Source organism: Pseudomonas sp. NY5710, assembly GCF_013305665.1.
GTDB classification, from domain to species: Bacteria; Pseudomonadota; Gammaproteobacteria; order Pseudomonadales; family Pseudomonadaceae; genus Aquipseudomonas; species Aquipseudomonas juntendi.
Map to the genome: position 1 here is coordinate 1,967,757 of NZ_CP045554.1, position 25,070 is coordinate 1,992,826.

Sequence of the window (25,070 nt, forward strand, 5' to 3'; positions counted from 1 at the left end):
TGCGCCGGCCTCTTCGCGGGTTACCCGCGAAGAGGCCGGTAAAGGCTATGGGTCAGGGGCGCGAGTCGCGCACCATGTCAACGTGCGGAATGCCGGCTTCGAGGAACTCTTCGCTGACTACGCGAAAGCCCAGCCGCTCGTAGAACGGCGTGGCGTGTACCTGGGCGCTGAGCATCTGCTGCTTCAGGTCACGGTTCTGCGCTTCGACAATCACCGCATTCATCAGTGCGTCACCCACCTTCAGCCCGCGCCAGTCCTTCAATACCGAGACCCGGCCGATGGTGCCATCGGGCAGCAGGCGGGCGGTGCCGATCGGATAGTCGCCTTCCAGGGCCAGGAAGTGCACGGCGGTCGGATCGTCCGAGTCCCATTCCAGCTCCGGCGGCACGTGCTGTTCGGCGATGAACACCGCTTCACGGATACGGCGGATGTCGGCGTTGTCCTTGTGCCAGTCGGCGAGGCGCACACGGATCTTATTCATTGGCGAATCCCAGGCTTCCTTGTTTCACCAGCTGCTGTACCAGCATAAGGCCATCTTCATCCTGCAGCCATTCGCTGAGGTTGTCGATGTGCAGGGCGTCGGCCGCGCACACCAGTTTCAGCAGCTCGCGCAGCTTGCCAGGCAGTGGGCAGCTGCGGCCGCTGGCGAACAGCAGCAGGTCGTCTTCGAATTCCGACCAGGCCAGGCGGGCGCTCGGGTTGCGGATCAGGATGGCGCCTTGTTCCAGCGCATCGATCAGTTCCTCTTCGCTGAGCTCTTCACCGACGATCTGTTCCGGGTAGCGCGGTTCTGTCATGAACTGGCCAAACCAGGTCAGCAGCAGGTCCTTGTCGTTCATGTGCTTGTCGAGCAGTGCCTTGAGGCGGTCGAGGGCGTCATGCTGGATCTGGTGCGGGTCGCTGGCAGGCTCGGCGTCGGCGTCGCTGTAGCGTTCTTCGTCGGGCAGGAACTGGCCGAGGAAGTCGGTGAAGTGGGTAAGTACTTCGGCGGCGCTAGGGGCACGGAAGCCAACCGAGTAGGTCAGGCACTCGTCCACGGCAACGCCGTAGTGGGCCAGGCGTGGTGGCAGGTACAGCATGTCACCTGGCTCCAGGGTCCATTCTTCGCCCTGCTCGAACTCGGCCAGGATACGCAGGTCGGCATGCTCCAGCAGCGCGCTGTCGCTGCTGCACATCTGGCCGACCTTCCAGTTGCGCTGGCCGTGGCCCTGCAACAGGAACACGTCGTAGTTGTCGAAGTGCGGGCCAACGCTGCCACCAGGGGCAGCGAAGCTGATCATCACGTCGTCGATGCGCCAGCTGGGCAGGAAGCGGAAGTTCTCCAGCAGCTCGGCGACTTCCGGAACGAACTGGTCGACGGCCTGTACCAGCAGCGTCCAGTCTTTTTCCGGCAGCTCGGCGAAGGTGTCTTCGGTGAACGGGCCACGGCGCAGTTCCCACGGGTGGGCGCCATGCTCCAGCACGATACGCGACTCGACTTCTTCTTCCAGGGCCAGGCCAGCCAGCTCGTCGGGGTCGATCGGGCTAATGAAGTCCGGGAAGGCCTGGCGCACCAGCAGCGGCTTTTTCTGCCAGTAGTCGCGCATGAATTCGCGGGCCGAGATGCCGCCGAGCAGCTGCAGTGGAGTATCAGGATTCATGTTCAACCTATTGAAAAAACGTAATTTTTGTACGGGAATAAAAACGCCCGGCCAGGCCGGGCGTTATACGCGGCGGTCCGCTTAGACGCGTTTGGCCTGGGCTGCCGCGTTACCGATGTAGGTAGCAGGGGTCAGCAGCTTGAGCTCGGCCTTGGCTTCGGCTGGCATGTCCAGGCCGTCGATGAAGGTCAGCAGCGCTTGTGGGGTGATGCCCTTGCCACGGGTCAGCTCTTTGAGCTTTTCGTAGGGGTTTTCGATGTTGAAGCGGCGCATCACGGTCTGGATCGGTTCGGCCAGCACTTCCCAGCAGGCGTCCAGGTCGGCGGCGATGCGGGCTTCGTTCACTTCCAGCTTGCCGATGCCTTTCAGGCTGGCTTCGTAGGCAATGACGCTGTGGGCGAAACCCACACCCAGGTTGCGCAGCACGGTGGAGTCGGTCAGGTCACGCTGCCAGCGCGAGATCGGCAGTTTGCTGGCCAGGTGCTGGAACAGGGCGTTGGCGATGCCCAGGTTGCCTTCGGAGTTTTCGAAGTCGATCGGGTTGACCTTGTGCGGCATGGTCGACGAGCCGATTTCGCCGGCGACGGTCTTCTGCTTGAAGTAGCCCAGCGAAATGTAACCCCATACGTCACGGTCGAAGTCGATCAGGATGGTGTTGAAGCGGGCGATGGCGTCGAACAGTTCGGCGATGTAGTCGTGCGGCTCGATCTGGGTGGTGTACGGGTTGAACTGCAGGCCCAGCTCGTCTTCGATGAAGGCACGGGCGTTGGCTTCCCAGTCGATCTGCGAGTAGGCCGACAGGTGGGCGTTGTAGTTGCCCACGGCGCCGTTGATCTTGCCCAGCAGCGGTACGGCGGCAACCTGGGCGATCTGGCGCTCCAGGCGGTACACGACGTTGGCCAGTTCCTTGCCCAGGGTGGTCGGCGAAGCCGGCTGGCCGTGGGTGCGCGACAGCATCGGCACGTCGGCGTGAGCGTGGGCCAGGGTACGAATGGCCTCGGCGATCTGGCGCATCAGCGGCAGCAGCACGTCGTCACGGCCAGCGCGCAGCATCAGGGCGTGGGACAAGTTGTTGATGTCCTCGCTGGTGCAGGCGAAGTGAATGAACTCGCTGACCTTGGCCAGCTCAGGCAGCTGGGCGGCCTGCTCCTTGAGCAGGTATTCGATCGCCTTGACGTCGTGGTTGGTGGTTCGCTCGATTTCCTTGACGCGCTCGGCGTGCTCAAGCTTGAAATCGCTGGCCAGGGTGTCCAGCAGGGCGTTGGCCTCGGCGGAGAACGCCGGCACTTCGCCGATTTGCGGGTGGGCGGCCAGGCGCTGCAACCAGCGCACTTCGACCAGGGCGCGGAAACGGATCAGGCCGAATTCGCTGAAGATGGGGCGCAAGGCCTGGGTTTTGCCGGCGTAACGGCCGTCTACAGGGGAAACCGCAGTGAGCGAAGAAAGCTGCATGGGGTGTTCTCGGACAGTCAGGCTTTTGGAAGGGCGCATATCATACATGAAAAATGCGCCTGGGTCGGATGGCTGACCAAAGGTCGGCCCAATTCGGATCTGGTCGGGGGCCCTGTGGGAGCGGGCATGCCCGCGAACACCGGCGTAGCCGGTGCCATACACCGCGTCGCCTGCTTCGCGGGCATGCCCGCTCCCACAAGGGGCTGCCCAGCCCGTCAGTTGGGGCTGCGCATCATGTCGTACAGCTCGTTCAGCAGTTTGCGCCGGCTGAACACCAGCTGCCAGCGGTGCCCGCCCAGCTGGCGCCACAGGCGCGCGGCGCGGATGCCGGCGAGCAGCAGGGCGCGGATTTTCGAGGCGTTGCTGGCCTGCTGCAGGAAGCGCATGTCGCCGTGTACCTGGATGCGCTGGCGCAGGGTGCTCAGGGTGTCCTGGTACAAGGCTCCGCTGGAAGCGATGACATTTTCGTGAACCAGGCCGAAGTGATCGGCCTGCGACTGGATTTGTGGCAGGCGGTTGCCGATGGTGTCGAGCAGGTCGCCACGCTTGTTCAGCTGGCGCTCGAGGCCCAGCATAGACAAGGCGTAGCGTAGGGGCTCGCGCTGCAGGCTGCTGGGGTCGCGCTCCAGGGCGCCGACCAGCGCGCGATAGCCATCGCGCAGGTTCAGGTCGTCGCCGCCGAACACTTCCAGGGTGTCTTTGGGGTCGCGTACCAGCAAGCTGCCCAGCATGCAGCCGATGTTGGCCTCGCTGGCCTGGCCTGTGCGGGCGATGCGGTCAACCAGCACGGCTGCCTGGAATACGCCGCCCAGGGCAATTAATTGCTCGCGCAGTGTGCTCATGCCCGCGGGCTCCACGGCTCGGCCGCCTCGATCACGCCGCCACCCAGGCACACCTCGCCATCATAGAACACCACCGACTGGCCCGGCGTCACGGCGCGCTGGGGCTCGTCGAACACGGCGCGGTAGCCGCCGTCGGTCAGCGCCAGGGTGCAGCGCTGGTCGCTCTGCCGGTAGCGTACCTTGGCGGTGAGCTGGCGCGGGCTGCTCAGGTCCACCGGGTTGACCCAGAAGATTTCCGACGCGAGCAGGGCGCGGGAGAACAACCAGGGGTGTTCGTTGCCCTGGCCGACCACCAGCACGTTGCGGGTCAGGTCTTTGTGCAGCACGTACCAGGGCTCGTCACCGGCGTCCTTCAGGCCGCCGATACCCAGGCCCTGGCGCTGGCCGATGGTGTGGTACATCAGGCCATGGTGGCGGCCGATCACCTCGCCTTCGGTGGTTTCGATGTTGCCTGGCTGGGCGGGCAGGTACTGCTTGAGGAAGTCGCTGAAGCGGCGTTCACCAATAAAGCAGATGCCGGTGGAGTCCTTTTTCTTGGCGGTGGCCAGGCCGTGTTTTTCGGCGATGGCGCGGACCTCGGGTTTTTCCAGTTCGCCCACCGGGAACAGCGTGCGGGCGATTTCCTTGCCGCCAACGGCGTGCAGGAAGTAGCTCTGGTCCTTGTTCGGATCCAGGCCTTTGAGCAGTTCGGTAACGGCGCCGGTGTCGCGACGGCGTACATAGTGGCCGGTGGCAATCAGGTCTGCACCCAGCGACAGGGCGTAGTCGAGGAACGCCTTGAACTTGATTTCGCGGTTGCAGAGGATGTCCGGGTTGGGCGTGCGGCCGGCCTTGTACTCTTCGAGGAAGTGCTCGAACACGTTGTCCCAGTACTCGGCGGCGAAGTTGGCGGTGTGCAGCTTGATACCGATGCGGTCGCACACGGCCTGGGCGTCGGCCAGGTCTTCACGGGCGGTGCAGTATTCGGTGCCGTCGTCTTCTTCCCAGTTCTTCATGAACAGCCCTTCCACCTGGTAGCCCTGCTCGATGAGCAGAAGGGCGGAGACGGAAGAGTCCACGCCGCCGGACATGCCGACGATGACGCGGGTCTTGGCGGGGTCTTTGAGTGCTGGGCTGGTCATGGGTACCGGTGTGTATCAAGGGGGAAAAACGCCGATTCTATCAAAGCCGCGGCGCCACGTCAGTCGCGCAGCAGTTCAAGGCTGTGCAGCGGGCCTGCAAGGTAGTCGTCCAGGCAGCGCGGCACCAGCTCGCTGCGCCAGCGGGTGGGGTCGGCCAGCAGCTCTTCGCGGGTCAGCCAGACAGCGCGGACGATGTCGCTGTCCAGGGCCAGGTCGGCATGGTGACGCACGGGGCGGGCGGCAAAACAGATGCGCTGGTAGGTCACGCCGTTGCTAGGCGCGGTGTACAGGTAGATGCCGACCACGCCGGTGAGCTCGACTTCCCAGGCGGTTTCTTCCAGGGTTTCGCGCAGGGCGGCCTGGGGTAGGGTCTCGTTGGCTTCCAGGTGCCCGGCGGGCTGGTTGAAGACGTGCCGGTTGGCTTTGAATTCTTCGACGAACAGGAATTTGCCGTCCTGCTCGACGATGGTGGCGACGGTGATGTGGGGTTGCCAAGACACGGTCGATGCTCTCCCTAAGTAGCAAGTAGCAAGTAGCAAGTAGCAAGTAGCAAGTAGCAAGTAGCAAGTAGCAAGTAGCAAGTAGCAAGTAGCAAGTAGCAAGTAGCAAGTAGCAAGTAGCAAGTAGCAAGTAGCAAGTAGCAAGTAGCAAGTAGCAAGTAGCAAGTAGCAAGTAGCAAGTAGCAAGTAGCAAGTAGCAAGTTGAAGCAACCGCGTACCGCTTCGACTTGTGGCTTGTAGCTTGTAGCTTGTAGCTCGAAACTTGCAGCTGAAAAAGCACAAACCCCGGTGCGTGGCCGGGGTTTGTGCGGTTACGTCAAGCGGGCCTTACAGGGCGGCGATCGCGCTGTTCAGGGTCTGGCTTGGGCGCATCACCTTGGCGGTCAGCTCGGCATCCGGGGCGTAGTAGCCACCGATGTCGGCTGGCTTACCCTGAACGGCGTTGAGCTCGGCGACGATGGTCTCCTCGTTCTCGGTCAGGGTCTTGGCCAGTGGGGCGAAGCGTGCCTGCAGGGCGGCGTCGTCGCTCTGTGCAGCCAGGGCCTGGGCCCAGTACAGGGTCAGGTAGAAGTGGCTGCCGCGGTTGTCGATACCGCCGACCTTGCGCGATGGCGACTTGTTGGTGTCGAGGAACTTGCCGGTTGCCTGGTCCAGGGTGCTGGCCAGAACCTTGGCGCGCGGGTTGTCGTAGGTGTTGCCCAGGTGCTCCAGGGAAGCGGCCAGGGCCAGGAATTCACCCAGCGAGTCCCAACGCAGGAAGTTCTCTTCGACCAGCTGCTGCACGTGCTTGGGTGCCGAACCGCCGGCGCCGGTTTCGAACAGGCCGCCGCCGCTCATCAGCGGCACGATCGACAGCATCTTGGCGCTGGTGCCCAGTTCCATGATCGGGAACAGGTCGGTCAGGTAGTCGCGCAGTACGTTACCGGTAACCGAGATGGTGTCCTTGCCTTCGCGAATGCGGGCCAGGGAGAACTTGATGGCGTCGACCGGAGCCATGACACGAATGTCCAGGCCGGTGGTGTCGTGATCCTTCAGGTACTTTTGCACCTTCTCGATCATCACGCCGTCGTGGGCACGGGCCGGGTCCAGCCAGAACACCGCTGGGGTGTTGCTCAGGCGGGCACGGTTGACGGCCAGCTTGACCCAGTCCTGGATCGGCGCGTCCTTGGTCTGGCACATGCGGAAGATGTCACCGGCCTCGACGTTCTGCTCCAGAACCACGTTGCCCTTGCTGTCGACCACGCGAACCACGCCGTCGGCCTTGACCTGGAAGGTCTTGTCGTGGGAACCGTACTCTTCGGCTTTCTGCGCCATCAGGCCAACGTTCGGCACGCTGCCCATGGTGGTAGGGTCGAAGGCGCCGTTGGCCTTGCAGTCTTCGATGGTGGCCTGGTAGATGCCGGCGTAGCAACGGTCCGGGATCACTGCCTTGGCGTCTTGCAGCTCGCCAGCGGTGTTCCACATCTTGCCCGAGTCACGGATCATGGCCGGCATCGAGGCGTCGACGATCACGTCGCTCGGTACGTGCAGGTTGGTGATGCCCTTGTCGGAGTTGACCATGGCCAGGGCCGGGCGCTGGGCGTACAGGGCCTGGATATCGGCTTCGATCTCGGCCTGCTTGTCAGCTGGCAGGTCCTTGATGCGGGCGTACAGGTCGCCGATGCCGTTGTTGGCGTTGAAGCCCACTTCGGCCAGGGCGGCGGCGTGCTTGGCCAGCACGTCGTTGTAGAACTCTTCGACGATGACGCCGAACATGATCGGGTCGGAGACCTTCATCATGGTGGCTTTCAGGTGTACCGACAGCAGCACGCCGGCGGCCTTGGCATCGGCGATCTGCTCGGCGATGAAGGCCTTCAGGGCCTTGCGGCTCATGGTTGCGCAGTCGATGACTTCGGCAGCCTTGACCGCGGTCTTTTCCTTCAGCACGGTGGTGCTGCCGTCTTTGCCGACCAGTTCGATACGTACGCTGTCGTCAGCTTCGATCAGTGCAGCCTTTTCGCTGCCGTAGAAGTCGCCTTGGGTCATGTGGGCGACGTGCGACTTGGAGTCGGCGGCCCAGGCGCCCATCTTGTGCGGGTGCTTGCGCGCGTAGTTCTTGACCGACAGCGGTGCGCGGCGGTCGGAGTTGCCTTCACGCAGGACCGGGTTCACGGCCGAACCTTTGATGCGGTCGTAGCGGGCGCGGGATTCTTTATCTTGCTCGGTGGCCGGCTCGTCGGCGTAGTCAGGGATGTTGTAGCCCTTGGCCTGCAGCTCCTTGATCGCGGCTTTGAGCTGCGGTACCGAGGCGCTGATGTTCGGCAGCTTGATGATGTTGGCTTCGGGGGTGGTAGCCAGCTGGCCCAGTTCCGCCAGGTGATCGCCTACTTGCTTCTCTGCGCCCAGTTGCTCCGGGAAGGCGGCAAGGATACGGCCAGCCAGGGAGATGTCGCGAGTTTCGACAGCGATGTCAGCCGAAGCGGTGAACGCTTCGATGATCGGCAGCAGCGAGTAGGTGGCGAGGGCAGGGGCTTCGTCGGTGAAGGTATAGATGATCTTGGAACGGGTGGGCATGCGGGTTAACTCTCTGTGTGCTGAGCGTGCTCGAGTCTCGTGGTGCGCAGGGTAAGGCGCATCGCCCTGGCAAGCCATGAGCGGAAAGTCGAGAAGCTGCGAGCGGTGATGGTGGATGCATCAGTCGAGCGTCAAGTGCTGAACTGCGGTAACAGCCCAGGCGTTGGCAGCCAGGCGGGAAAGGCCCGGCTTTTTGGCCGATCACGGCCTAGGGCGGTCCGCATTTTCCTGGGATTCGCCCCGATGACCCAACGGTCGCGGCGGAGTATATCAAACCATTTGGCCTAATCAGCAAGGCCAAGTGATATCGGCCCATTTATAAGACCAAAGACTGAGGGGCAATGTGGCGTAATGCCGCAGCGCCGGCGGGGTGTTCTGCACGGGCGCGCCCACGCCCACAGCTTGCAGGTCGGCAGATGTGGTTTAGGCTCATTGCAACGCGTGATGTCCAACCCACACCCGATAGCGGAGTAGTGCAAGCATGGCATACCAGAAAATCAAGGTTCCGACCGACGGCGCCAAGATCACCGTCAATGCAGACCATTCGCTCAACGTGCCTGACCAGCCGATCATTCCCTACATCGAAGGCGACGGGATCGGCGTTGATGTCTCACCGGTGATGATCAAGGTGGTCGATGCCGCTGTGCAGAAGGCCTATGGCGGCAAGCGCAAGATCGCCTGGATGGAGGTGTACGCCGGCGAAAAGGCCACCCACGTTTATGACCAGGACACCTGGCTGCCGCAGGAAACCCTCGATGCGGTGCGTGACTACGTGGTGTCGATCAAGGGGCCGCTGACCACCCCGGTGGGTGGCGGCATCCGTTCGCTGAACGTGGCTTTGCGCCAGCAGTTGGACCTGTATGTGTGCCTGCGCCCTGTGCTGTGGTTCCAAGGTGTGCCAAGCCCGGTGAAAAAACCGGGGGATGTCGACATGGTGATCTTCCGGGAGAACTCCGAAGACATCTATGCCGGCATCGAATGGAAGGCCGGTTCGCCGGAAGCAGACAAGGTGATCAAGTTCCTCAAGGAGGAAATGGGCGTTACCAAGATCCGCTTCGACCAGGACTGCGGCATTGGTATCAAGCCGGTTTCCCGCGAAGGGACCAAGCGTCTGGTACGCAAAGCCCTGCAATACGTGGTGGATAACGACCGTGAGTCGCTGACGCTGGTGCACAAGGGCAACATCATGAAGTTCACCGAAGGTGCCTTCAAGGACTGGGGCTACGAAGTGGCGCGTGACGAGTTCGGTGCCGAGTTGCTCGACGGCGGGCCGTGGATGAAGTTCAACAACCCCAAGACCGGCCGCGAAGTCATCGTCAAGGACGCCATTGCCGACGCCATGCTCCAGCAGATCCTGCTACGCCCGGCCGAGTACGACGTGATCGCCACGCTCAACCTCAACGGCGACTATTTGTCTGACGCCCTGGCGGCGGAGGTGGGCGGCATCGGTATCGCCCCGGGGGCCAACCTGTCCGACACCGTGGCCATGTTCGAGGCTACCCACGGCACGGCGCCCAAGTATGCCGGGCAGGACAAGGTCAACCCGGGTTCGGTGATTCTTTCGGCAGAAATGATGCTGCGCCACATGGGCTGGACCGAGGCCGCCGACCTGATCATCAAAGGCACCAATGGCGCGATTGCGGCCAAGACTGTGACTTACGACTTCGAGCGCCTGATGGACGGTGCCACGCTGGTGGGAAGTTCAGGCTTCGGCGACGCTATGATCAAACATATGTAAGCGAATGTGAAACGGCCGCTTCTGGTAAAGAAGCGGCCTTTCTTTTCGTTTACCCGCTGGCAGAGCAGTCGGTCAGGCGTCGGCCGTGCTGCCGGCGGGCTGTGCACTGGCCGGAGCGGGCGCAGCCGTGGATGCGCTGCTGATATTGACGGCATGTAGACCTTTCGGGCCTTGGATGACGTCGAAGGTCACGGCCTGGCCGGCCTTGAGCGTCTTGTACCCGTCCATCTGGATGGCTGAATAATGAGCGAACAAGTCGTCGTTCTTGCCCTCTTCATTGACGAATCCATAGCCCTTGGCATTGTTGAACCACTTGACTTTACCGCTTGCCATCCCTATGTCCCTCTGCAAAGGACTCCATCACTGGAGTATCATCCACTTCATCCGCATACGAACCTTGCGAAAAAATCTGGTTGACTGCGCGGATCTTTATCGACCACGGTGGGTTCCTATTGGTTGTAACACCGTTTTGCCGATAGTCAAGGTCATGCAGCGGCTGCACCAATGGCCGTTCGCAGGGTCAACCCACAACCTTAACCTGTCGATGTGATGAAATTCTTTCCATGCATGCACACAGCCAGATTCGACTAACATTCAATCAGGATCGTCCCCAATCGAATGAGGACGATGGCTCCGGTCTGGCGGTTCAGGAAGCCAAGCCGATCCTGCAGGCGCCACCGATGTACAAGGTGGTTTTGTTCAACGATGACTACACACCGATGGATTTCGTCGTCGAAGTGCTCGAGACGTTCTTCAGTCTGAACCGCGAGCTGGCGACCAAGATCATGCTGACCGTCCATACCGAGGGGCGGGCAGTGTGCGGATTGTTTACCCGCGACATCGCCGAAACGAAGGCTATGCAGGTCAACCAATACGCCAGGGAAAGCCAGCATCCGCTACTCTGTGAAATCGAGAAGGACGGTTAATCGCCGACCACTTGGGTATGAGGTGAAGCTATGTTAAACCGCGAGCTCGAAGTCACCCTCAATCTTGCCTTCAAGGAGGCCCGTTCGAAGCGTCATGAATTCATGACCGTCGAACATCTGCTGCTGGCACTCCTGGACAATGAGGCTGCCGCGACCGTTCTGCGCGCCTGTGGCGCCAATCTCGACAAGCTCAAGCACGACCTGCAAGAGTTCATCGATTCGACCACACCGCTGATTCCTGTCAACGATGAAGACAGGGAAACCCAGCCAACTCTGGGGTTCCAGCGTGTGCTGCAACGCGCCGTGTTCCACGTACAAAGCTCTGGCAAGCGCGAGGTGACCGGCGCCAACGTGCTGGTGGCAATCTTCAGCGAACAGGAAAGCCAGGCCGTGTTCCTGCTCAAGCAGCAGAGCGTGGCCCGCATCGATGTGGTCAACTACATCGCCCATGGCATTTCGAAGGTGCCGGGGCATGGCTCGCAATCCGAAAGCGACCAGGACATGCAGGATGAAGAGGGCGGTGAAACCTCTTCTTCCAGCAACCCACTGGACGCCTATGCCAGCAACCTCAACGAGCTGGCGCGTGCCGGCCGTATCGACCCGCTGGTAGGCCGCGAGCAGGAAGTGGAGCGCGTTGCGCAGATCCTTGCCCGCCGCCGCAAGAATAACCCGCTGCTGGTGGGTGAGGCCGGGGTGGGCAAAACGGCGATTGCCGAAGGGCTGGCCAAGCGTATTGTCGATGGCCAGGTGCCTGACCTGCTGGCACAGAGCGTGGTGTACTCGCTCGACCTGGGCGCGCTGCTGGCCGGTACCAAGTACCGCGGCGACTTCGAGAAGCGCTTCAAGGCGCTGCTTGGCGAGCTGCGCAAGCGCCCGCAGGCCATTCTGTTCATCGATGAGATCCACACCATCATCGGTGCCGGTGCGGCGTCGGGTGGGGTAATGGATGCGTCCAACCTGCTCAAGCCGCTGTTGTCTTCGGGTGAAATCCGCTGCATCGGCTCCACGACCTTCCAGGAATTCCGTGGCATTTTCGAGAAGGACCGCGCCTTGGCGCGGCGCTTCCAGAAGGTAGACGTCAGCGAACCCTCGGTTGAAGACACCGTGGGCATCCTGCGTGGCCTGAAAGGGCGGTTCGAAAGCCACCACAACATCGAGTACAGCGACGAAGCCCTGCGCGCCGCCGCTGAGCTGGCCTCGCGCTACATCAATGACCGGCACATGCCGGACAAGGCCATCGATGTGATCGACGAAGCTGGCGCCTACCAGCGCCTGCAACCGGAAGCCAGCCGCGTCAAGCGCATCGATGTGCCGCAGGTGGAGGACATCGTCGCCAAGATTGCGCGAATTCCGCCGAAGCATGTCAGCAGCTCCGACAAGGAACTGCTGCGTAACCTGGAGCGCGACCTGAAGCTGACCGTTTTCGGTCAGGACCAGGCCATCGATTCGCTGTCCACGGCCATCAAGCTGTCGCGTGCCGGCCTCAAGGCCCCTGACAAGCCGGTGGGTTCGTTCCTGTTTGCCGGCCCTACAGGCGTCGGCAAGACCGAAGCGGCCCGGCAATTGGCCAAGGCGCTGGGTGTGGAGCTGGTGCGCTTCGACATGTCCGAGTACATGGAGCGCCACACGGTTTCGCGGTTGATCGGTGCACCACCTGGCTATGTTGGGTTCGACCAGGGTGGTCTGCTGACCGAGGCGATTACCAAGCAGCCGCACTGCGTGTTGCTGCTCGACGAAATCGAGAAGGCTCACCCGGAAGTCTTCAACCTGCTGCTGCAGGTGATGGACCACGGCACCCTTACCGACAACAACGGGCGCAAGGCCGACTTCCGTAATGTGATCCTGATCATGACCACCAACGCCGGCGCGGAAACCGCGGCGCGGGCCTCGATCGGCTTCACCCATCAGGACCATGCGTCCGATGCGATGGAAGTGATCCGCAAGAGCTTCACGCCAGAATTCCGCAACCGCCTGGACACCATCATCCAGTTTGGCCGCCTGAGCACCGAAACCATCAAGAGCATCGTCGACAAGTTCCTTATCGAACTGCAGGCGCAGCTGGAAGACAAGCGGGTGCTGCTTGAGGTCAGCGATGAGGCCCGCGGCTGGCTGGCGGCTTCGGGGTATGACGTGCAGATGGGCGCGCGGCCGATGGCGCGGTTGATTCAGGACAAGATCAAGCGGCCGCTGGCCGAGGAGATCCTGTTTGGTGAGTTGGCCGAGCATGGCGGTGTGGTGCACGTCGACTTGCGCGATGGCGAGCTGGTGTTCGACTTCGAGACCACGGCTGAAGTAGCGTGATACATGGGGCTGCAACGCAGCCCCTTAGAAACTTGAATCCATGAAAAAGCCCGGCACTTGGCCGGGCTTTTTTCATGGCTGGAGCTTAGCGCGCACGGTAGGTGATGCGGCCCTTGCTCAGGTCATAAGGCGTCAGTTCGACGCGGACCTTGTCGCCAGTGAGAATACGGATGTAGTTTTTGCGCATCTTTCCGGAGATGTGCGCGGTTACGACGTGCCCGTTTTCCAACTCCACGCGGAACATGGTGTTGGGCAGGGTGTCGACGACAGTACCTTCCATTTCGAAGCTGTCTTCTTTCGACATGCAGTTGAGCCCTCGGTGTCCAGTGTTGGCCCGACGCATAACCGCACCGGGCAAAAAAGTGGCGTGGATTATGCCGGAAAACTGTGTGTCAAGCCAATGCTTTCAGTTGAGGGTGACCCAGCGCTGGTTTATCAACAATTCGATGGGCCGATACTGTGTCTTGTAATTCATCTTCTTGCAGTTCTTGATCCAGTAGCCCAGGTACACCGCCTCCAGATCCTTGCGCAGGGCTTCGCCAATTTGCCAGAGAATGGCGAAACGGCCCAGGCTGCGACGCTCTTCGTCGGGCTCGTAGAAGGTGTAGACCGCTGACAGGCCATTGGGCAGTACGTCGCACACGGCCACTGCCATCAGTCGGCCGGCCAGGCGAAATTCGTAGAACCAGCAGAAGGGCAGGTCCCGCACCAGGAAGGTGGAAAACTGGTCGCGGCTGGGTGGGTACATGTCACCGTCGGCATGGCGGGTTTCGATGTAACGCCGGTACAACTCGAAGTACTCTTCCTTGAACGCCGGGCGCGCTGCGCTCACGGTGAGGTCGGCATTGCGCTTGAGGATGCGCCGCTGCTGGCGGTTGGGAATGAAGCGGGCTGCGGGAATGCGCGCCGGTACGCAGGCGTTGCAGTTCTGGCAGTGGGGGCGATACAAGTGGTCGCCGCTGCGGCGGAAACCCATGTCCGACAAGTCGGCATAGACGTTCACGTCCATCGGCTGGCTGGGGTCGAGGAACAGTGTGGTTGCCTGCTCGTCGGGCAGGTAACTGCAGGTGTGGGGTTGAGTGGCATAGAACTTCAACCGCGCCAACTCTGTCATGATCAACCCCTCGGTGAGACTTTGTTCTAAGTGTAAGCCAGCCAGGGAAAACCGCCTAGGCGACCACCCAAGTCGCGCTGTTGGGCTGGTCGAGGTGGCGGGCCAGGTAGCGGGCGAACTCGGCGCGGCTGATGGCATGGGCGCCGAGGCTGTGCAGGTGGTTGGTGGGCATCTGGCAGTCGATGAGTACGAAGCCGGCCTGGCGCAGGTGCTCGACCAGGGTCACGAAACCGACCTTGGAGGCGTTGTCGGCGCGGCTGAACATCGATTCGCCGAAGAACAGTTGGCCCATGGCCAGGCCGTACAGGCCACCGACCAGTTCGCCGTGCTGGCGTACCTCAACCGAATGGGCAATGCCGCGACGGTGCAGTTCGCAGTAGGCGTTGCGCATGGTGTCGGTGATCCAGGTGCCGTCGGCGTAATCGCGGGGGGCGGCGCAGGCATCGATTACCGCCGGGAAGTCGCTGTCGAAACTGACCTGGTAGCGCCCCTGGCGCATCAGCTTGGCCAGCGAGCGCGATACGTGAAGCTGGTCGGGCAGCAACACCGTGCGCGGGTCGGGTGACCACCACAGGATCGGCTGGCCGTCCTGGTACCAGGGGAAGCAGCCATGGCGGTAGGCCTGCACCAGCCGTTCGGGGCTCAGGTCGCCGCCGGCGGCGAGCAGGCCGTTGGGTTCGTGCAGGGCCTTTTCCAGGGGTGGGAAGGTCAGCGAGTCGCGGGTCAGCCAGGTGAGCATGGTCTATCGTGCGGTGGGGGAGGGGAGTGGGCAGCATGGCGTGCGCACCGGGCAGGGTCAATGGCTGAGCGCCCGCAGCGGCGGCCGGGGGCAGCGCGGTCGCGGAATTCGGGCAATTTCCTGCGCATTGATGAAACCGCAGGCACCATCCGCTACATTTGCTGTCATACCTGTGCAAAAACACAGCATAAGCCTTTGTCACGAAAGAAAATGCGTGCTCAAATTGCAGGCATGTGAAAGTCGCCCCCGCTTGAGCGCCTTACGGCGCGCCGTCATGGCAGTGGGCGGGCAGTAATGTTAAAAGTAGTGGTTCATTGGCCGCACTGCCGGCCGAGCACTATTGGACGCGCAGCACGCGCAGGAATAGACGTGTTTTGAAGAAATCCACCGCAACCCCAGCTCCCTTGCCCGTGCCCCTGTGGCGGCAGCAGCTGCACTATCGCCTCAAGGAAGGTGCGTTGATCGCCGTTGGCGCTCTGTGCCTGTACCTGTGGATGGCGCTGCTGACCTACGACACTTCGGATCCGGGCTTCAGCCACACCGCCACCGTCGACCAGGTGCAGAACGCCGCCGGGCGTGCCGGTGCCTACTTTGCCGACATCCTGTTCATGGTATTGGGTTACTTCGCCTATATCTTCCCGCTGCTGCTGGCGGTGAAAACCTGGCAGATCTTCCGCCAGCGCCATCAGCCCTGGGACTGGAGCGGCTGGCTGTTTTCCTGGCGGCTGATCGGCCTGGTATTCCTGGTGCTGTCGGGGGCCGCGCTGGCGCACATCCACTTCCATTCGCCTGCGAGCTTGCCGTTTTCTGCCGGCGGCGCCCTGGGCGAAAGCCTTGGCGACCTGGCGCGCAACCTGCTGAACGTGCAGGGCAGTACGCTGATGTTCATTGCCCTGTTCCTGTTCGGCCTGACCGTTTTCACCGACCTGTCGTGGTTCAAGGTGATGGACCTGACGGGCAAGATCACCCTCGACCTGTTCGAACTGGTGCAGGGCGCCGCCAATCGTTGGTGGGAAGCCCGCAACGAACGCAAGCGCCTCGAGGCGCAGTTGCGCGAGGATGAGCCTGTGGTGAAGGCCGCGCCAACGGTCGCCGAGAAACGCGAACCCGCCAAACCGGCGCTGCGTGAGCGCATCTTCAAGCGCGAAGAGGCGCCGGCACCGGCGGTCGAGCCCCGCGAGCCGACCCTCGGGCGCGAGCCCGCGGCCCCGCTCCGCGAACCGGCCCTGGCCCGCGAGCCGGTGGTGCCGCCCCGCGAGCCAATCCTTGCCCGTGTGCCGTCGTCCACGCCAACCATCGTGCCCCCAGCCGCAGACAAGGCGCCAGAGCCGAGCAAGCGGGTGATGAAAGAAAAGCAGACGCCGCTGTTCATCGACAGCGCCGTGGAGGGCACGCTGCCGTCGATATCCATCCTCGACCCGGCAGAACAGAAGAAGATCGAGTACTCGCCAGAATCCCTGGCCGGTGTCGGTCAGTTGCTGGAAATCAAGCTCAAGGAGTTCGGCGTTGAGGTCTCGGTGGACTCCATCCACCCAGGCCCGGTGATCACCCGTTACGAAATCCAGCCTGCCGCAGGCGTCAAGGTCAGCCGTATCGCCAACCTGGCCAAGGACCTGGCGCGGTCGCTGGCGGTGACCAGCGTGCGTGTGGTCGAGGTCATCCCCGGCAAGACCACCGTGGGTATCGAGATCCCCAACGAAAACCGCCAGATGGTGCGTTTCTCCGAAGTGCTGGCCACGCCGCAGTACGACGAGCAGAAGTCCCCTGTCACCCTGGCCCTGGGCCACGACATTGGCGGCAAGCCGGTGATTACCGACCTGGCCAAGATGCCCCACCTGTTGGTGGCCGGTACCACGGGTTCCGGTAAGTCGGTGGGGGTCAACGCGATGATCCTGTCGATCCTGTTCAAGTCCAGTCCGGAAGACGCGCGGCTGATCATGATCGACCCGAAAATGCTCGAGCTGTCGATCTACGAAGGCATTCCGCACCTGTTGTGCCCGGTGGTCACCGACATGAAGGACGCCGCCAACGCCCTGCGCTGGAGCGTGGCCGAGATGGAGCGCCGCTACAAGCTGATGGCGGCCATGGGTGTGCGTAATCTGGCCGGCTTCAACCGCAAGATCAAGGACGCCCAGGAAGCCGGGGAAATCATCCACGACCCGCTGTATCGCCGCGAAAGCATGGACGATGAGCCGCCGGCGCTGAAAACCCTGCCGACCATCGTGGTGGTGGTCGACGAATTCGCTGACATGATGATGATTGTCGGCAAGAAGGTCGAAGAGTTGATCGCCCGTATCGCGCAGAAAGCGCGCGCGGCGGGTATTCACCTTATCCTCGCCACCCAGCGCCCGTCGGTGGACGTGATTACCGGTCTGATCAAGGCCAACATCCCGACCCGCATGGCCTTCCAGGTGTCGAGCAAGATCGACTCGCGGACCATCATCGACCAGGGCGGTGCCGAACAACTGCTGGGCCACGGTGACATGCTGTACATGCCGCCGGGTACCAGCCTGCCGATCCGGGTGCATGGCGCGTTCGTTTCCGATGACGAGGTGCATCGCACGGTAGAGGCGTGGAAGCTGCGCGGCGCCCCAGACTACAACGACGACATTCTCAATGGCGTGGAAGAGGCCGGCAGCGGCTTCGACGGCGGCGGCGGTGGCGGTGATGGCGACGATGCCGAAACCGATGCGCTGTATGATGAAGCGGTGCAGTTCGTGCTCGAGAGCCGGCGTGCTTCCATTTCTGCCGTGCAGCGCAAACTGAAGATTGGCTACAACCGTGCTGCTCGCATGATCGAGTCGATGGAGATGGCCGGCGTGGTTACCCCGATGAACAGCAACGGCTCGCGGGAAGTAATTGCCCCAGGCGGCCCGCGCGACTGATGAACACCCTGCCGGGCGCCAGTGTTGATGCCCGGCCTTTTCAATGCTCAATGAGGATTCCCATGCGCGCGATTCGCATGCTGTTGGTTTCTGCCCTGACCCTGGGCTCGGTTACCGCTTACGCCGGTGAGCAAGATGTGCAACGCCTGACCCAGTTGCTGGAAAAGTCACAGACTATCGAGGCCAATTTCTCCCAGCTGACCTTGGACGCCGATGGCACCAGCCTGCAAGAAACCTCGGGCAAGATGACCGTCAAGCGTCCGGGCCTGTTCTACTGGCATACCGACGCACCGCAGGAGCAAGTGGTGGTGTCGGACGGCAAGAACGTCACCCTGTGGGACCCGGACCTGGAACAGGCCACCATCAAGAAGCTCGACGTGCGCCTGAACCAGACCCCGGCGCTGCTGCTGTCGGGTGATGTGTCGAAGATCAGCCAGAGTTTCGACATCACCTCGAAGGAGCAGGGCGAAGTCATGGACTTCACCCTCAAGCCGAAAACCAAGGACACCTTGTTCGACTCGCTGCGCGTGTCGTTCCGCAAGGGCCTGATCAATGACATGCAGCTGATCGACAGCGTCGGCCAGCGCACCAACATCCTGTTCAATGGCGTCAAGGCCAACCAGGCGGTGCCGGACAGCAGGTTCAAGTTCGACATCCCCAAAGGCGCGGACGTGATCAAGGAGTAACCAGAGCTCGCCATGGACCTGTTTCGAAGCGAACCTGTCGCCCAGCCTCTGGCGGCCCGCCTGCGCCCGTCCAACCTGGACGAGTACGTAGGCCAGGAGCACCTGCTGGCGCGCGGCAAACCGCTGCGCGAGGCATTGGAGCAAGGCGCGCTGCACTCGATGATCTTCTGGGGGCCGCCAGGGGTAGGCAAGACCACCCTGGCGCGGCTGCTGGCGCAGTTCTGTGATGCGCATTTCGAAACCGTGTCGGCGGTACTGGCCGGGGTGAAGGAAATTCGCCAGGCGGTGGAGGTTGCCAAGCAGCAGGCAGGGCAATACGGCCGGCGCACCATTTTGTTCGTCGACGAGGTGCACCGCTTCAACAAGTCGCAGCAGGATGCCTTCTTGCCATATGTGGAAGACGGCACCCTGCTGTTCATTGGCGCCACCACCGAAAACCCCTCGTTCGAGCTCAACAACGCACTGTTGTCGCGGGCGCGGGTGTATGTGCTCAAAAGCCTGGACGAGGCAGCGTTGCGCAAGCTGGTCGACCGCGCCCTCACCGAGGAGCGTGGCCTGGGCAAGCGCAACCTGCGGGTGGGCGACGATGCCTTCAAGATGCTGATGGCCGCCGCAGACGGCGACGGCCGGCGCATGCTCAATTTTCTCGAAAACGCCTCGGACCTGGCCGAAGATGGCAGTGAAATCGACGTCGAGATGCTGCAGAGCCTGTTGGGCGACAGCCGTCGCCGTTTCGACAAGGGCGGCGAAGCCTTCTACGACCAGATTTCCGCGCTGCACAAATCGGTACGCGGCTCCAACCCGGACGGCGCCCTCTACTGGTTCGCGCGCATGCTCGACGGCGGCTGCGACCCGCTGTACATCGCCCGCCGTGTGGTGCGCATGGCCAGCGAAGACATTGGCAACGCCGACCCGCGGGCGCTCGGCTTGTGCCTGGCGGCCTGGGATGTCCAAGAGCGCCTGGGCAGCCCCGAAGGCGAGCTGGCGGTGGCCCAGGCCATCACCTACCTGGCCTGTGCACCGAAGAGCAACGCGGTGTACATGGGCTTCAAGACCGCCCTGCGCGAAGCCGCCGAGCATGGCTCGCTGGAAGTGCCGCTGCACTTGCGCAATGCGCCCACCAAGCTCATGAAGCAACTGGGTTACGGCGACGAGTACCGCTACGCCCACGATGAGCCCGACGCCTATGCGGCCGGTGAGGACTACTTCCCCGATGCACTCGAGCCGCGCCAGTACTACCAGCCCGTGCCGCGCGGCCTGGAACTGAAAATCGGCGAGAAGCTGCGTCACCTGGCCGACCTTGACCGCAATAGCCCCCGTCAGCGGAGAAAACCATGATTGCCTTGATCGCTGCCGTGAGTGCCGGGGGCGTGGCCGGTACGTTGCTGCGCTTCGCCACCGCCAATTGGGTCACCGCCCACTGGCCACGGCACTTCTATGCCGGTACGCTGGCGGTCAACCTGGTTGGCTGCCTGCTGATCGGCCTGCTCTACGGCTTGTTCCTGCACAAGCCGCTGGCGCCGGTCGAGTTGCGCGCCGGCTTGATCGTCGGCTTCCTTGGTGGCCTTACAACTTTTTCCTCTTTTTCGCTCGATACCGTGCGCCTGATGGAAAGCGGGCAAGTGCCGCTGGCCTTGGGCTATACCACTATCAGCGTAGTGGGCGGGCTGCTCGCGACCTGGGCTGGCCTGTCCCTGACCCGTTTCTGAACCAACACCTACCTATAACGAGAGAACGATATGCTCGATTCCAAACTGTTACGCGGCCAACTTCAGGAAGTGGCGGATCGCCTGGCCTCCCGTGGCTTCAGCCTGGATGTCGCGCGCATCGAATCACTGGAAGAACGCCGCAAGGCGGTGCAGACCCGTACCGAGCAACTGCAGGCCGAGCGTAACGCCCGTTCCAAGTCCATCGGCCAGGCAAAAGCCAAGGGTGAAGACATCGCCCCACTGATGGCCGATGTCGAGCGCATGGCCAATGAGCTGGCGGCCGGCAAGGCCGAACTGGACGAGATCCAGGCCGAGCTGGACGGCATCCTGCTGACCATTCCCAACTTGCCGGATGCCAGCGTACCGGTCGGTGCCAGCGAAGACGACAACGTTGAAGTGCGCCGTTGGGGCACCCCGAAAACCTTCGATTTCGACATCAAGGACCACGTTGCCCTGGGTGAACTCAGCGGTGGCCTGGACTTTGAAGCCGCCGCCAAGCTGTCCGGCGCACGCTTTGCCGTGCTGCGCGGGCCGATTGCCCGCCTGCACCGCGCCCTGGCGCAGTTCATGATCAACCTGCACACCGGCGAGCATGGTTACGAGGAGCACTACACCCCGTACCTGGTGCAGGCCCCAGCGCTGCAGGGCACTGGCCAGTTGCCGAAGTTCGAAGAAGACCTGTTCAAGATTACCCGCGAAGGCGAGGCTGACTTCTACCTGATCCCGACTGCCGAGGTGTCGCTGACCAACCTGGTGGCAGGCGCGATTCTGGACGCCAAGCAACTGCCGCTTAAGCTGGTTGCCCACACCCCGTGCTTCCGCAGTGAAGCGGGCGCTTCCGGCCGCGACACCCGCGGTATGATCCGCCAGCACCAGTTCGACAAGGTCGAGATGGTGCAGGTGGTGGAGCCGGCGAAATCGATGGAAGCCCTGGAGGGGCTGACGGCCAACGCCGAGCGCGTGCTGCAGCTGCTGGAGCTGCCGTACCGCGTGCTGGCCCTGTGCACCGGCGACATGGGCTTCGGCGCGGTGAAAACCTATGACCTGGAAGTGTGGGTGCCGAGCCAGGACAAGTACCGTGAAATCAGCTCGTGCTCCAACTGCGGCGACTTCCAGGCGCGCCGCATGCAGGCCCGCTGGCGCAACCCGGAAACCGGCAAGCCAGAACTGGTACACACCCTCAACGGGTCCGGCCTGGCGGTTGGCCGTACCTTGGTTGCGGTGCTGGAAAACTACCAGCAGGCCGACGGCTCGATCCGCGTGCCAGAGGTGCTGAAGCCTTACATGGGCGGCGTCGAGGTCATCCGCTAAATGGATTATCTGCCGCTGTTCCACAAGCTGCAGGGCGGCCGTGTACTGGTCGTCGGCGGCGGTGAGATCGCCTTGCGCAAGGCGCGCTTGCTGGCCGATGCCGGGAGTGTGCTGCGCGTGGTGGCGCCGGACGTCGACGGTCAGTTGGCTGCATTGGCGCGGGAAGGTGGCGGTGAGGTGCTGGTGCGTGGCTACCAGGCCGCCGACCTGGTCGGGTGCCGGCTGGTGATCGCCGCCACTGACGACCCTGGGCTGAACGCGCAGGTGTCGGCCGATGCGCAGGCCGTCAGCCTGCCAGTCAACGTGGTGGACGCGCCGGCCTTGTGCACGGTGATCTTCCCGGCGATTGTCGACCGTTCACCGTTGGTGATTGCGGTGTCCAGTGGCGGGGACGCTCCGGTGCTGGCGCGTTTGATTCGCGCCAAGCTGGAGGCGTGGATCCCGGCTTACGGTGAGCTGGCCGGGCTGGCGGCGCGGTTCCGGCACAAGGTCAAGACCTTGTATCCGGACGTGAACCAGCGCCGCGGCTTCTGGGAGACCGTGTTCCAGGGCCCGATCGCCGAGCGCCAGCTGGCCGGGCAGGGCGCCGAAGCCGAACGCCTGTTGCAGGCGATGGTGGAGGGCGCACCGGTGCAGCAGGGGGGCGAGGTGTACCTGGTAGGTGCGGGCCCAGGCGACCCTGACCTGCTCACCTTCCGCGCCTTGCGCCTCATGCAGCAGGCCGACGTGGTGCTGTATGACCGCCTGGTGGCCCCGGCGATCATCGATATGTGCCGGCGTGATGCCGAGCGTATCTATGTTGGCAAGCGCCGCGCTGACCACGCTGTACCGCAGGACCAGATCAACCGCCTGTTGGTTGACCTGGCCCAGCAAGGCAAGCGCGTGCTGCGCCTGAAGGGCGGCGACCCGTTCATCTTTGGCCGCGGTGGCGAAGAGATCGAAGAGCTGGCCGAGCATGGCATCCCCTTCCAGGTGGTGCCGGGTATTACGGCGGCCAGTGGCTGTTCCGCCTATGGCGGCATTCCACTGACCCATCGCGACCATGCCCAGTCGGTGCGCTTCGTGACCGGGCACCTCAAGGATGGTACCAGCAACCTGCCATGGAACGACCTGGTAGCGCCGTCGCAGACCCTGGTGTTCTACATGGGTTTGGTGGGCTTGCCTACGATCTGCGCAGAGCTGATTCGCCATGGGCGTGCGGCCAGTACCCCGGCGGCCCTGGTGCAGCAGGGCACTACGCGTAACCAGCGGGTGTTCACCGGTACCTTGGCGGACTTGCCGGAGCTGGTGGCCCAGCATGAAGTGCATGCGCCGACCCTGGTGATTGTTGGGGAAGTGGTGCAGTTGCGCGACAAGCTGGCCTGGTTTGAAGGTTCGCAGAACAGCTGAAGCCGCCGGGGCCGCTTTGCGGCCCATCGCGACACAAGGCCGCTCCTACACACCCTGTAGGATCGGCCTTGTGTCGCGATGGGCTGCAAAGCAGCCCAACGATCTCAACCTTGCCAAATCCCTTCACCCACCAACCGCTCCCGATCATGCGGCTGGTTGAAATCCTGCAACGGCCCCTTAGGCACGATCCCGTTCGGGTTGATGGTCTTGTGGCTCATGTAATAGTGCTTCTGGATATGCTCCATATCTACAGTTCCCGCCACCCCAGGCCACTGGTACAGCTCGCGCAGCCAGTTCGACAGGTTGTGATAATCGCTGAGGCGCCGCAAGTTGCACTTGAAGTGCCCGTGATACACAGCGTCGAAGCGCACTAGCGTGGTGAACAGGCGCACATCGGCTTCAGTCAGGTATTCCCCCGCCAGGTAGCGATTGCGGCCTAACAACTCTTCCAGATGATCCAGCTCGTTGAACACGTCATCGAACGCCGCCTCGTAGGCCTCCTGCGTAGTCGCGAAGCCGGCGCGATACACACCGTTGTTCACCGCCGGATAGATACGTTCGTTCAGCGCCTCGATGGCCGGGCGCAGCGGCGCTGGGTACAGGTCGAGGGTGTTGCCGGTTAACTCGTTGAACGCGCTGTTGAAAATGCGAATGATCTCAGCCGACTCATTGTTGACGATGCGTTTCTCTTTCTTGTCCCACAACACGGGTACTGTCACCCGGCCGGTATAGTGCGGGTCGTCCTGGGTGTAACGCTGGTGAAGGTACTGCAGCGCATCGAGGTGATCGCCGCTGGAGCCTTGCTGCTGGTCGAAGGTCCAGCCATGGTCTTGCATCAGCCAGCTCACCACCGAAACGTCGATCAACGGGGCCAGGCCTTTGATGGCGCGGAAGATCAACGTGCGGTGGGCCCAAGGGCAGGCCAGCGACACGTACAGGTGGTAACGGCCGGCTTCGGGGGCAGGCAACGAATGGCGGCGCTGGGCGTTTTCGCGTTTGAAGGTGCCGTCCTTGCCGTTTTCATACCACTGGTCATGCCAGCGGCCGTCGATCAAAAGGCCCATGGTGAGCTCCTGGAACAAAGGGTTTGTCGTTGGAGCCCAGTCTAGGCCAGATCGTTCGAAGAAATAGCGCAAAGATCCGGGTAGTGTTATCGACTAAATCGATCTATCACGGTTGTCCCAATAGGTCTGCGCGTTGGTGAAGGCCTGTTCCCGGGTCTGCTCCAGGCCACGCAGTGCCAAGGCCATGGTCGCGATCAGCGCTTTCTCGCCGTAGCTGTCCTGCACTTCACCACGCCAGAAGGCGAGCAAATGCTCCGGTTGCAGCGTGGCGGGTTTGACGTGACGGCGCTCGCTCAGCGCCGGCCATTCCTCATCCCAGGCTACGCCGGCAGTGGTGCCGTAGAGGTGGCTGATGACGTCCGGGTTGACCTCGATCTCGCCGCCATCGCCCTTGATCACCACGGCATGGTCGCCCAGCAGGCGGCTGGCCTCACGGTGTACCGCCTGGTAACCGGGGTGGAAGATGCTTTGCAGGCCGCACCGCGCGCCCAGCGGGTTGAGCACCCGCGCCAGGGAGTGAATGGGCGAGCGCAGGCCCAGGGTGTTGCGCAGGTCGATCATGCGCTGCAGTTGCGGTGCCCAGTCGTGCAAGGGGAAAAACGCCAGCTGATGTTGGCCCAGCGCGGTGTCGACCGCTGCCCAGTCGCGGCACAGGGGGATCTGCAACAGGTCGAGCAATTGCTCGGTGTACAGCCGCCCGGCCGTGTGTGCGCCGCCGCCATGCATCAGGATGCGCACGCCATTGCCGGCCAGGCATTTGGCGGCCAGCAGGTACCAGGGCAAGTGGCGCTTCTTGCCAGCGTAGGTTGGCCAGTCCAGGTCCACGGCAATGCGCGGGGCTTGTAGGTGGCCGCGTAGCGCTTCGGTGAAGCCGGCCAGCTCTTCGGCGCTTTCTTCCTTGTGCCGCAGCAGCATCAGGAAGGCGCCCAGCTGGGTGTCTTCGACCTTGCCTTCCAGCAGCAGGGTCATGGCAGCCCGTGCTTCCTCGCGGGTAAGGCCGCGCGCGCCGCGCTTGCCTTTACCAAGAATGCGCACGAATTCAGCGAACGGGTGTTCGGCCGGAGTTTCCAGGGTCAGCGGGCGGGCTTGATTCAAGGGTG

22 protein-coding genes are annotated in these 25,070 nt (G+C 62.7%); 9 read left to right on the forward strand and 13 right to left on the reverse strand.

Annotated features, from left to right (window positions below; all coding sequences use genetic code 11):
• Positions 1 to 52 precede the first annotated feature (52 nt).
• The 7 genes from GEV39_RS08775 to GEV39_RS08805 all read right to left on the reverse strand — a co-directional run bounded on the left by GEV39_RS08775 (position 53) and on the right by GEV39_RS08805 (position 8,108).
• Entirely contained in the window at positions 53 to 481 is a 429-nt protein-coding gene (locus GEV39_RS08775; RefSeq protein ID WP_173888339.1) for a GNAT family N-acetyltransferase, read from the reverse strand.
• Complete coding sequence (locus GEV39_RS08780) at positions 474 to 1,640, reverse strand: ribosomal protein uL16 3-hydroxylase (RefSeq protein WP_173888341.1); 1,167 nt, start codon at positions 1,638 to 1,640, stop codon at positions 474 to 476. Before GEV39_RS08780 ends, GEV39_RS08775 begins: the two co-directional genes overlap by 8 nt.
• Positions 1,641 to 1,721: 81 nt before the next feature.
• Positions 1,722 to 3,092, reverse strand: a complete 1,371-nt coding sequence (gene purB, locus GEV39_RS08785; protein WP_154211427.1) for an adenylosuccinate lyase — start codon at positions 3,090 to 3,092, stop codon at positions 1,722 to 1,724.
• Between the two features lie 215 nt (positions 3,093 to 3,307).
• Complete coding sequence (hflD, locus tag GEV39_RS08790; protein ID WP_144188000.1) at positions 3,308 to 3,934, reverse strand: high frequency lysogenization protein HflD; 627 nt, start codon at positions 3,932 to 3,934, stop codon at positions 3,308 to 3,310.
• The gene (gene mnmA / locus GEV39_RS08795) at positions 3,931 to 5,055 is read right to left on the reverse strand and encodes a tRNA 2-thiouridine(34) synthase MnmA (protein ID WP_029887826.1); all 1,125 of its coding nucleotides are present in this window, start codon (positions 5,053 to 5,055) and stop codon (positions 3,931 to 3,933) included. Before mnmA ends, hflD begins: the two co-directional genes overlap by 4 nt.
• 59 nt (positions 5,056 to 5,114) lie before the next feature.
• Positions 5,115 to 5,555 carry an NUDIX hydrolase gene (locus GEV39_RS08800; protein WP_173888343.1) on the reverse strand — a complete coding sequence of 147 codons (441 nt, stop codon included), beginning with the start codon at positions 5,553 to 5,555 and terminating at the stop codon, positions 5,115 to 5,117.
• A 327-nt stretch (positions 5,556 to 5,882) separates the two neighbouring features.
• Positions 5,883 to 8,108 carry an NADP-dependent isocitrate dehydrogenase gene (locus GEV39_RS08805; RefSeq protein ID WP_173888345.1) on the reverse strand — a complete coding sequence of 742 codons (2,226 nt, stop codon included), beginning with the start codon at positions 8,106 to 8,108 and terminating at the stop codon, positions 5,883 to 5,885.
• 481 nt (positions 8,109 to 8,589) lie between these two features.
• Here GEV39_RS08805 and icd point away from each other — a divergent pair, with 481 nt between their 5' ends.
• Entirely contained in the window at positions 8,590 to 9,846 is a 1,257-nt protein-coding gene (icd, locus tag GEV39_RS08810; protein WP_054912648.1) for an NADP-dependent isocitrate dehydrogenase, read from the forward strand.
• Between the two features lie 72 nt (positions 9,847 to 9,918).
• Here icd and cspD read toward each other — a convergent pair whose 3' ends face one another.
• Positions 9,919 to 10,179, reverse strand: a complete 261-nt coding sequence (gene cspD, locus GEV39_RS08815) for a cold shock domain-containing protein CspD (protein ID WP_009683117.1) — start codon at positions 10,177 to 10,179, stop codon at positions 9,919 to 9,921.
• 230 nt (positions 10,180 to 10,409) lie between these two features.
• On the opposite strand from cspD, the gene clpS reads away from it, so the two are divergent.
• Positions 10,410 to 10,772, forward strand: a complete 363-nt coding sequence (gene clpS, locus GEV39_RS08820; protein WP_009683116.1) for an ATP-dependent Clp protease adapter ClpS — start codon at positions 10,410 to 10,412, stop codon at positions 10,770 to 10,772.
• A 30-nt stretch (positions 10,773 to 10,802) separates the two neighbouring features.
• Positions 10,803 to 13,073, forward strand: coding sequence for an ATP-dependent Clp protease ATP-binding subunit ClpA (clpA, locus tag GEV39_RS08825; RefSeq protein WP_173888347.1), 2,271 nt, complete (start codon positions 10,803 to 10,805; stop codon positions 13,071 to 13,073).
• A gap of 85 nt (positions 13,074 to 13,158) precedes the next feature.
• On the opposite strand, the gene infA is transcribed toward clpA, so the two are convergent.
• From infA to aat, 3 genes are all read right to left on the reverse strand, one after another.
• Positions 13,159 to 13,377, reverse strand: a complete 219-nt coding sequence (gene infA, locus GEV39_RS08830; RefSeq protein WP_002553999.1) for a translation initiation factor IF-1 — start codon at positions 13,375 to 13,377, stop codon at positions 13,159 to 13,161.
• A gap of 102 nt (positions 13,378 to 13,479) precedes the next feature.
• A complete protein-coding gene (locus GEV39_RS08835; RefSeq protein ID WP_173888348.1) occupies positions 13,480 to 14,187 on the reverse strand; it encodes an arginyltransferase in 708 nt (235 codons plus the stop codon).
• 55 nt (positions 14,188 to 14,242) lie between these two features.
• The gene (aat, locus tag GEV39_RS08840; protein ID WP_054881605.1) at positions 14,243 to 14,926 is read right to left on the reverse strand and encodes a leucyl/phenylalanyl-tRNA--protein transferase; all 684 of its coding nucleotides are present in this window, start codon (positions 14,924 to 14,926) and stop codon (positions 14,243 to 14,245) included.
• A 323-nt stretch (positions 14,927 to 15,249) separates the two neighbouring features.
• Between aat and GEV39_RS08845 the strand changes: the two genes are divergently transcribed.
• From GEV39_RS08845 to cysG, 6 genes are all read left to right on the forward strand, one after another.
• Positions 15,250 to 17,811: a DNA translocase FtsK gene (locus tag GEV39_RS08845; protein ID WP_457254946.1), complete on the forward strand. Its 2,562-nt coding sequence runs from the start codon at positions 15,250 to 15,252 to the stop codon at positions 17,809 to 17,811.
• A 62-nt stretch (positions 17,812 to 17,873) separates the two neighbouring features.
• Positions 17,874 to 18,497: an outer membrane lipoprotein periplasmic chaperone LolA gene (gene lolA / locus GEV39_RS08850; protein WP_173888353.1), complete on the forward strand. Its 624-nt coding sequence runs from the start codon at positions 17,874 to 17,876 to the stop codon at positions 18,495 to 18,497.
• A 12-nt stretch (positions 18,498 to 18,509) separates the two neighbouring features.
• Positions 18,510 to 19,835 carry a replication-associated recombination protein A gene (locus GEV39_RS08855; RefSeq protein ID WP_054904213.1) on the forward strand — a complete coding sequence of 442 codons (1,326 nt, stop codon included), beginning with the start codon at positions 18,510 to 18,512 and terminating at the stop codon, positions 19,833 to 19,835.
• Positions 19,832 to 20,206 carry a fluoride efflux transporter CrcB gene (gene crcB / locus GEV39_RS08860; protein ID WP_173888355.1) on the forward strand — a complete coding sequence of 125 codons (375 nt, stop codon included), beginning with the start codon at positions 19,832 to 19,834 and terminating at the stop codon, positions 20,204 to 20,206. Before GEV39_RS08855 ends, crcB begins: the two co-directional genes overlap by 4 nt.
• Before the next feature lie 30 nt (positions 20,207 to 20,236).
• Positions 20,237 to 21,517, forward strand: a complete 1,281-nt coding sequence (gene serS / locus GEV39_RS08865) for a serine--tRNA ligase (RefSeq protein ID WP_173888357.1) — start codon at positions 20,237 to 20,239, stop codon at positions 21,515 to 21,517.
• Positions 21,518 to 22,906 (forward strand): siroheme synthase CysG, encoded by a 1,389-nt coding sequence (gene cysG, locus GEV39_RS08870; RefSeq protein ID WP_173888359.1) that lies wholly within the window; start codon positions 21,518 to 21,520, stop codon positions 22,904 to 22,906.
• A gap of 104 nt (positions 22,907 to 23,010) precedes the next feature.
• Here cysG and GEV39_RS08875 read toward each other — a convergent pair whose 3' ends face one another.
• A complete protein-coding gene (locus GEV39_RS08875) occupies positions 23,011 to 23,970 on the reverse strand; it encodes a glutathione S-transferase family protein (RefSeq protein WP_173888361.1) in 960 nt (319 codons plus the stop codon).
• Positions 23,971 to 24,063: 93 nt separating this feature from the next.
• Positions 24,064 to 25,065 (reverse strand): glycosyl transferase family protein, encoded by a 1,002-nt coding sequence (locus GEV39_RS08880; RefSeq protein ID WP_173891674.1) that lies wholly within the window; start codon positions 25,063 to 25,065, stop codon positions 24,064 to 24,066.
• Between the last annotated feature and the right edge of the window lie 5 nt (positions 25,066 to 25,070).

Coding starts and splice junctions, on each gene's coding strand:
- GEV39_RS08835 (WP_173888348.1), bottom strand. CDS start 14,187: ATGACAGAGTTGGCGCGGTTGAAGTTCTATGCCACTCAACCCCACACC.
- lolA (WP_173888353.1), top strand. CDS start 17,874: ATGCGCGCGATTCGCATGCTGTTGGTTTCTGCCCTGACCCTGGGCTCG.
- aat (WP_054881605.1), bottom strand. CDS start 14,926: ATGCTCACCTGGCTGACCCGCGACTCGCTGACCTTCCCACCCCTGGAA.
- infA (WP_002553999.1), bottom strand. CDS start 13,377: ATGTCGAAAGAAGACAGCTTCGAAATGGAAGGTACTGTCGTCGACACC.
- cspD (WP_009683117.1), bottom strand. CDS start 10,179: ATGGCAAGCGGTAAAGTCAAGTGGTTCAACAATGCCAAGGGCTATGGA.
- clpA (WP_173888347.1), top strand. CDS start 10,803: ATGTTAAACCGCGAGCTCGAAGTCACCCTCAATCTTGCCTTCAAGGAG.
- purB (WP_154211427.1), bottom strand. CDS start 3,092: ATGCAGCTTTCTTCGCTCACTGCGGTTTCCCCTGTAGACGGCCGTTAC.
- cysG (WP_173888359.1), top strand. CDS start 21,518: ATGGATTATCTGCCGCTGTTCCACAAGCTGCAGGGCGGCCGTGTACTG.
- mnmA (WP_029887826.1), bottom strand. CDS start 5,055: ATGACCAGCCCAGCACTCAAAGACCCCGCCAAGACCCGCGTCATCGTC.
- hflD (WP_144188000.1), bottom strand. CDS start 3,934: ATGAGCACACTGCGCGAGCAATTAATTGCCCTGGGCGGCGTATTCCAG.
- GEV39_RS08855 (WP_054904213.1), top strand. CDS start 18,510: ATGGACCTGTTTCGAAGCGAACCTGTCGCCCAGCCTCTGGCGGCCCGC.
- GEV39_RS08805 (WP_173888345.1), bottom strand. CDS start 8,108: ATGCCCACCCGTTCCAAGATCATCTATACCTTCACCGACGAAGCCCCT.
- icd (WP_054912648.1), top strand. CDS start 8,590: ATGGCATACCAGAAAATCAAGGTTCCGACCGACGGCGCCAAGATCACC.
- crcB (WP_173888355.1), top strand. CDS start 19,832: ATGATTGCCTTGATCGCTGCCGTGAGTGCCGGGGGCGTGGCCGGTACG.
- clpS (WP_009683116.1), top strand. CDS start 10,410: ATGCATGCACACAGCCAGATTCGACTAACATTCAATCAGGATCGTCCC.
- GEV39_RS08875 (WP_173888361.1), bottom strand. CDS start 23,970: ATGGGCCTTTTGATCGACGGCCGCTGGCATGACCAGTGGTATGAAAAC.
- serS (WP_173888357.1), top strand. CDS start 20,237: ATGCTCGATTCCAAACTGTTACGCGGCCAACTTCAGGAAGTGGCGGAT.
- GEV39_RS08780 (WP_173888341.1), bottom strand. CDS start 1,640: ATGAATCCTGATACTCCACTGCAGCTGCTCGGCGGCATCTCGGCCCGC.
- GEV39_RS08775 (WP_173888339.1), bottom strand. CDS start 481: ATGAATAAGATCCGTGTGCGCCTCGCCGACTGGCACAAGGACAACGCC.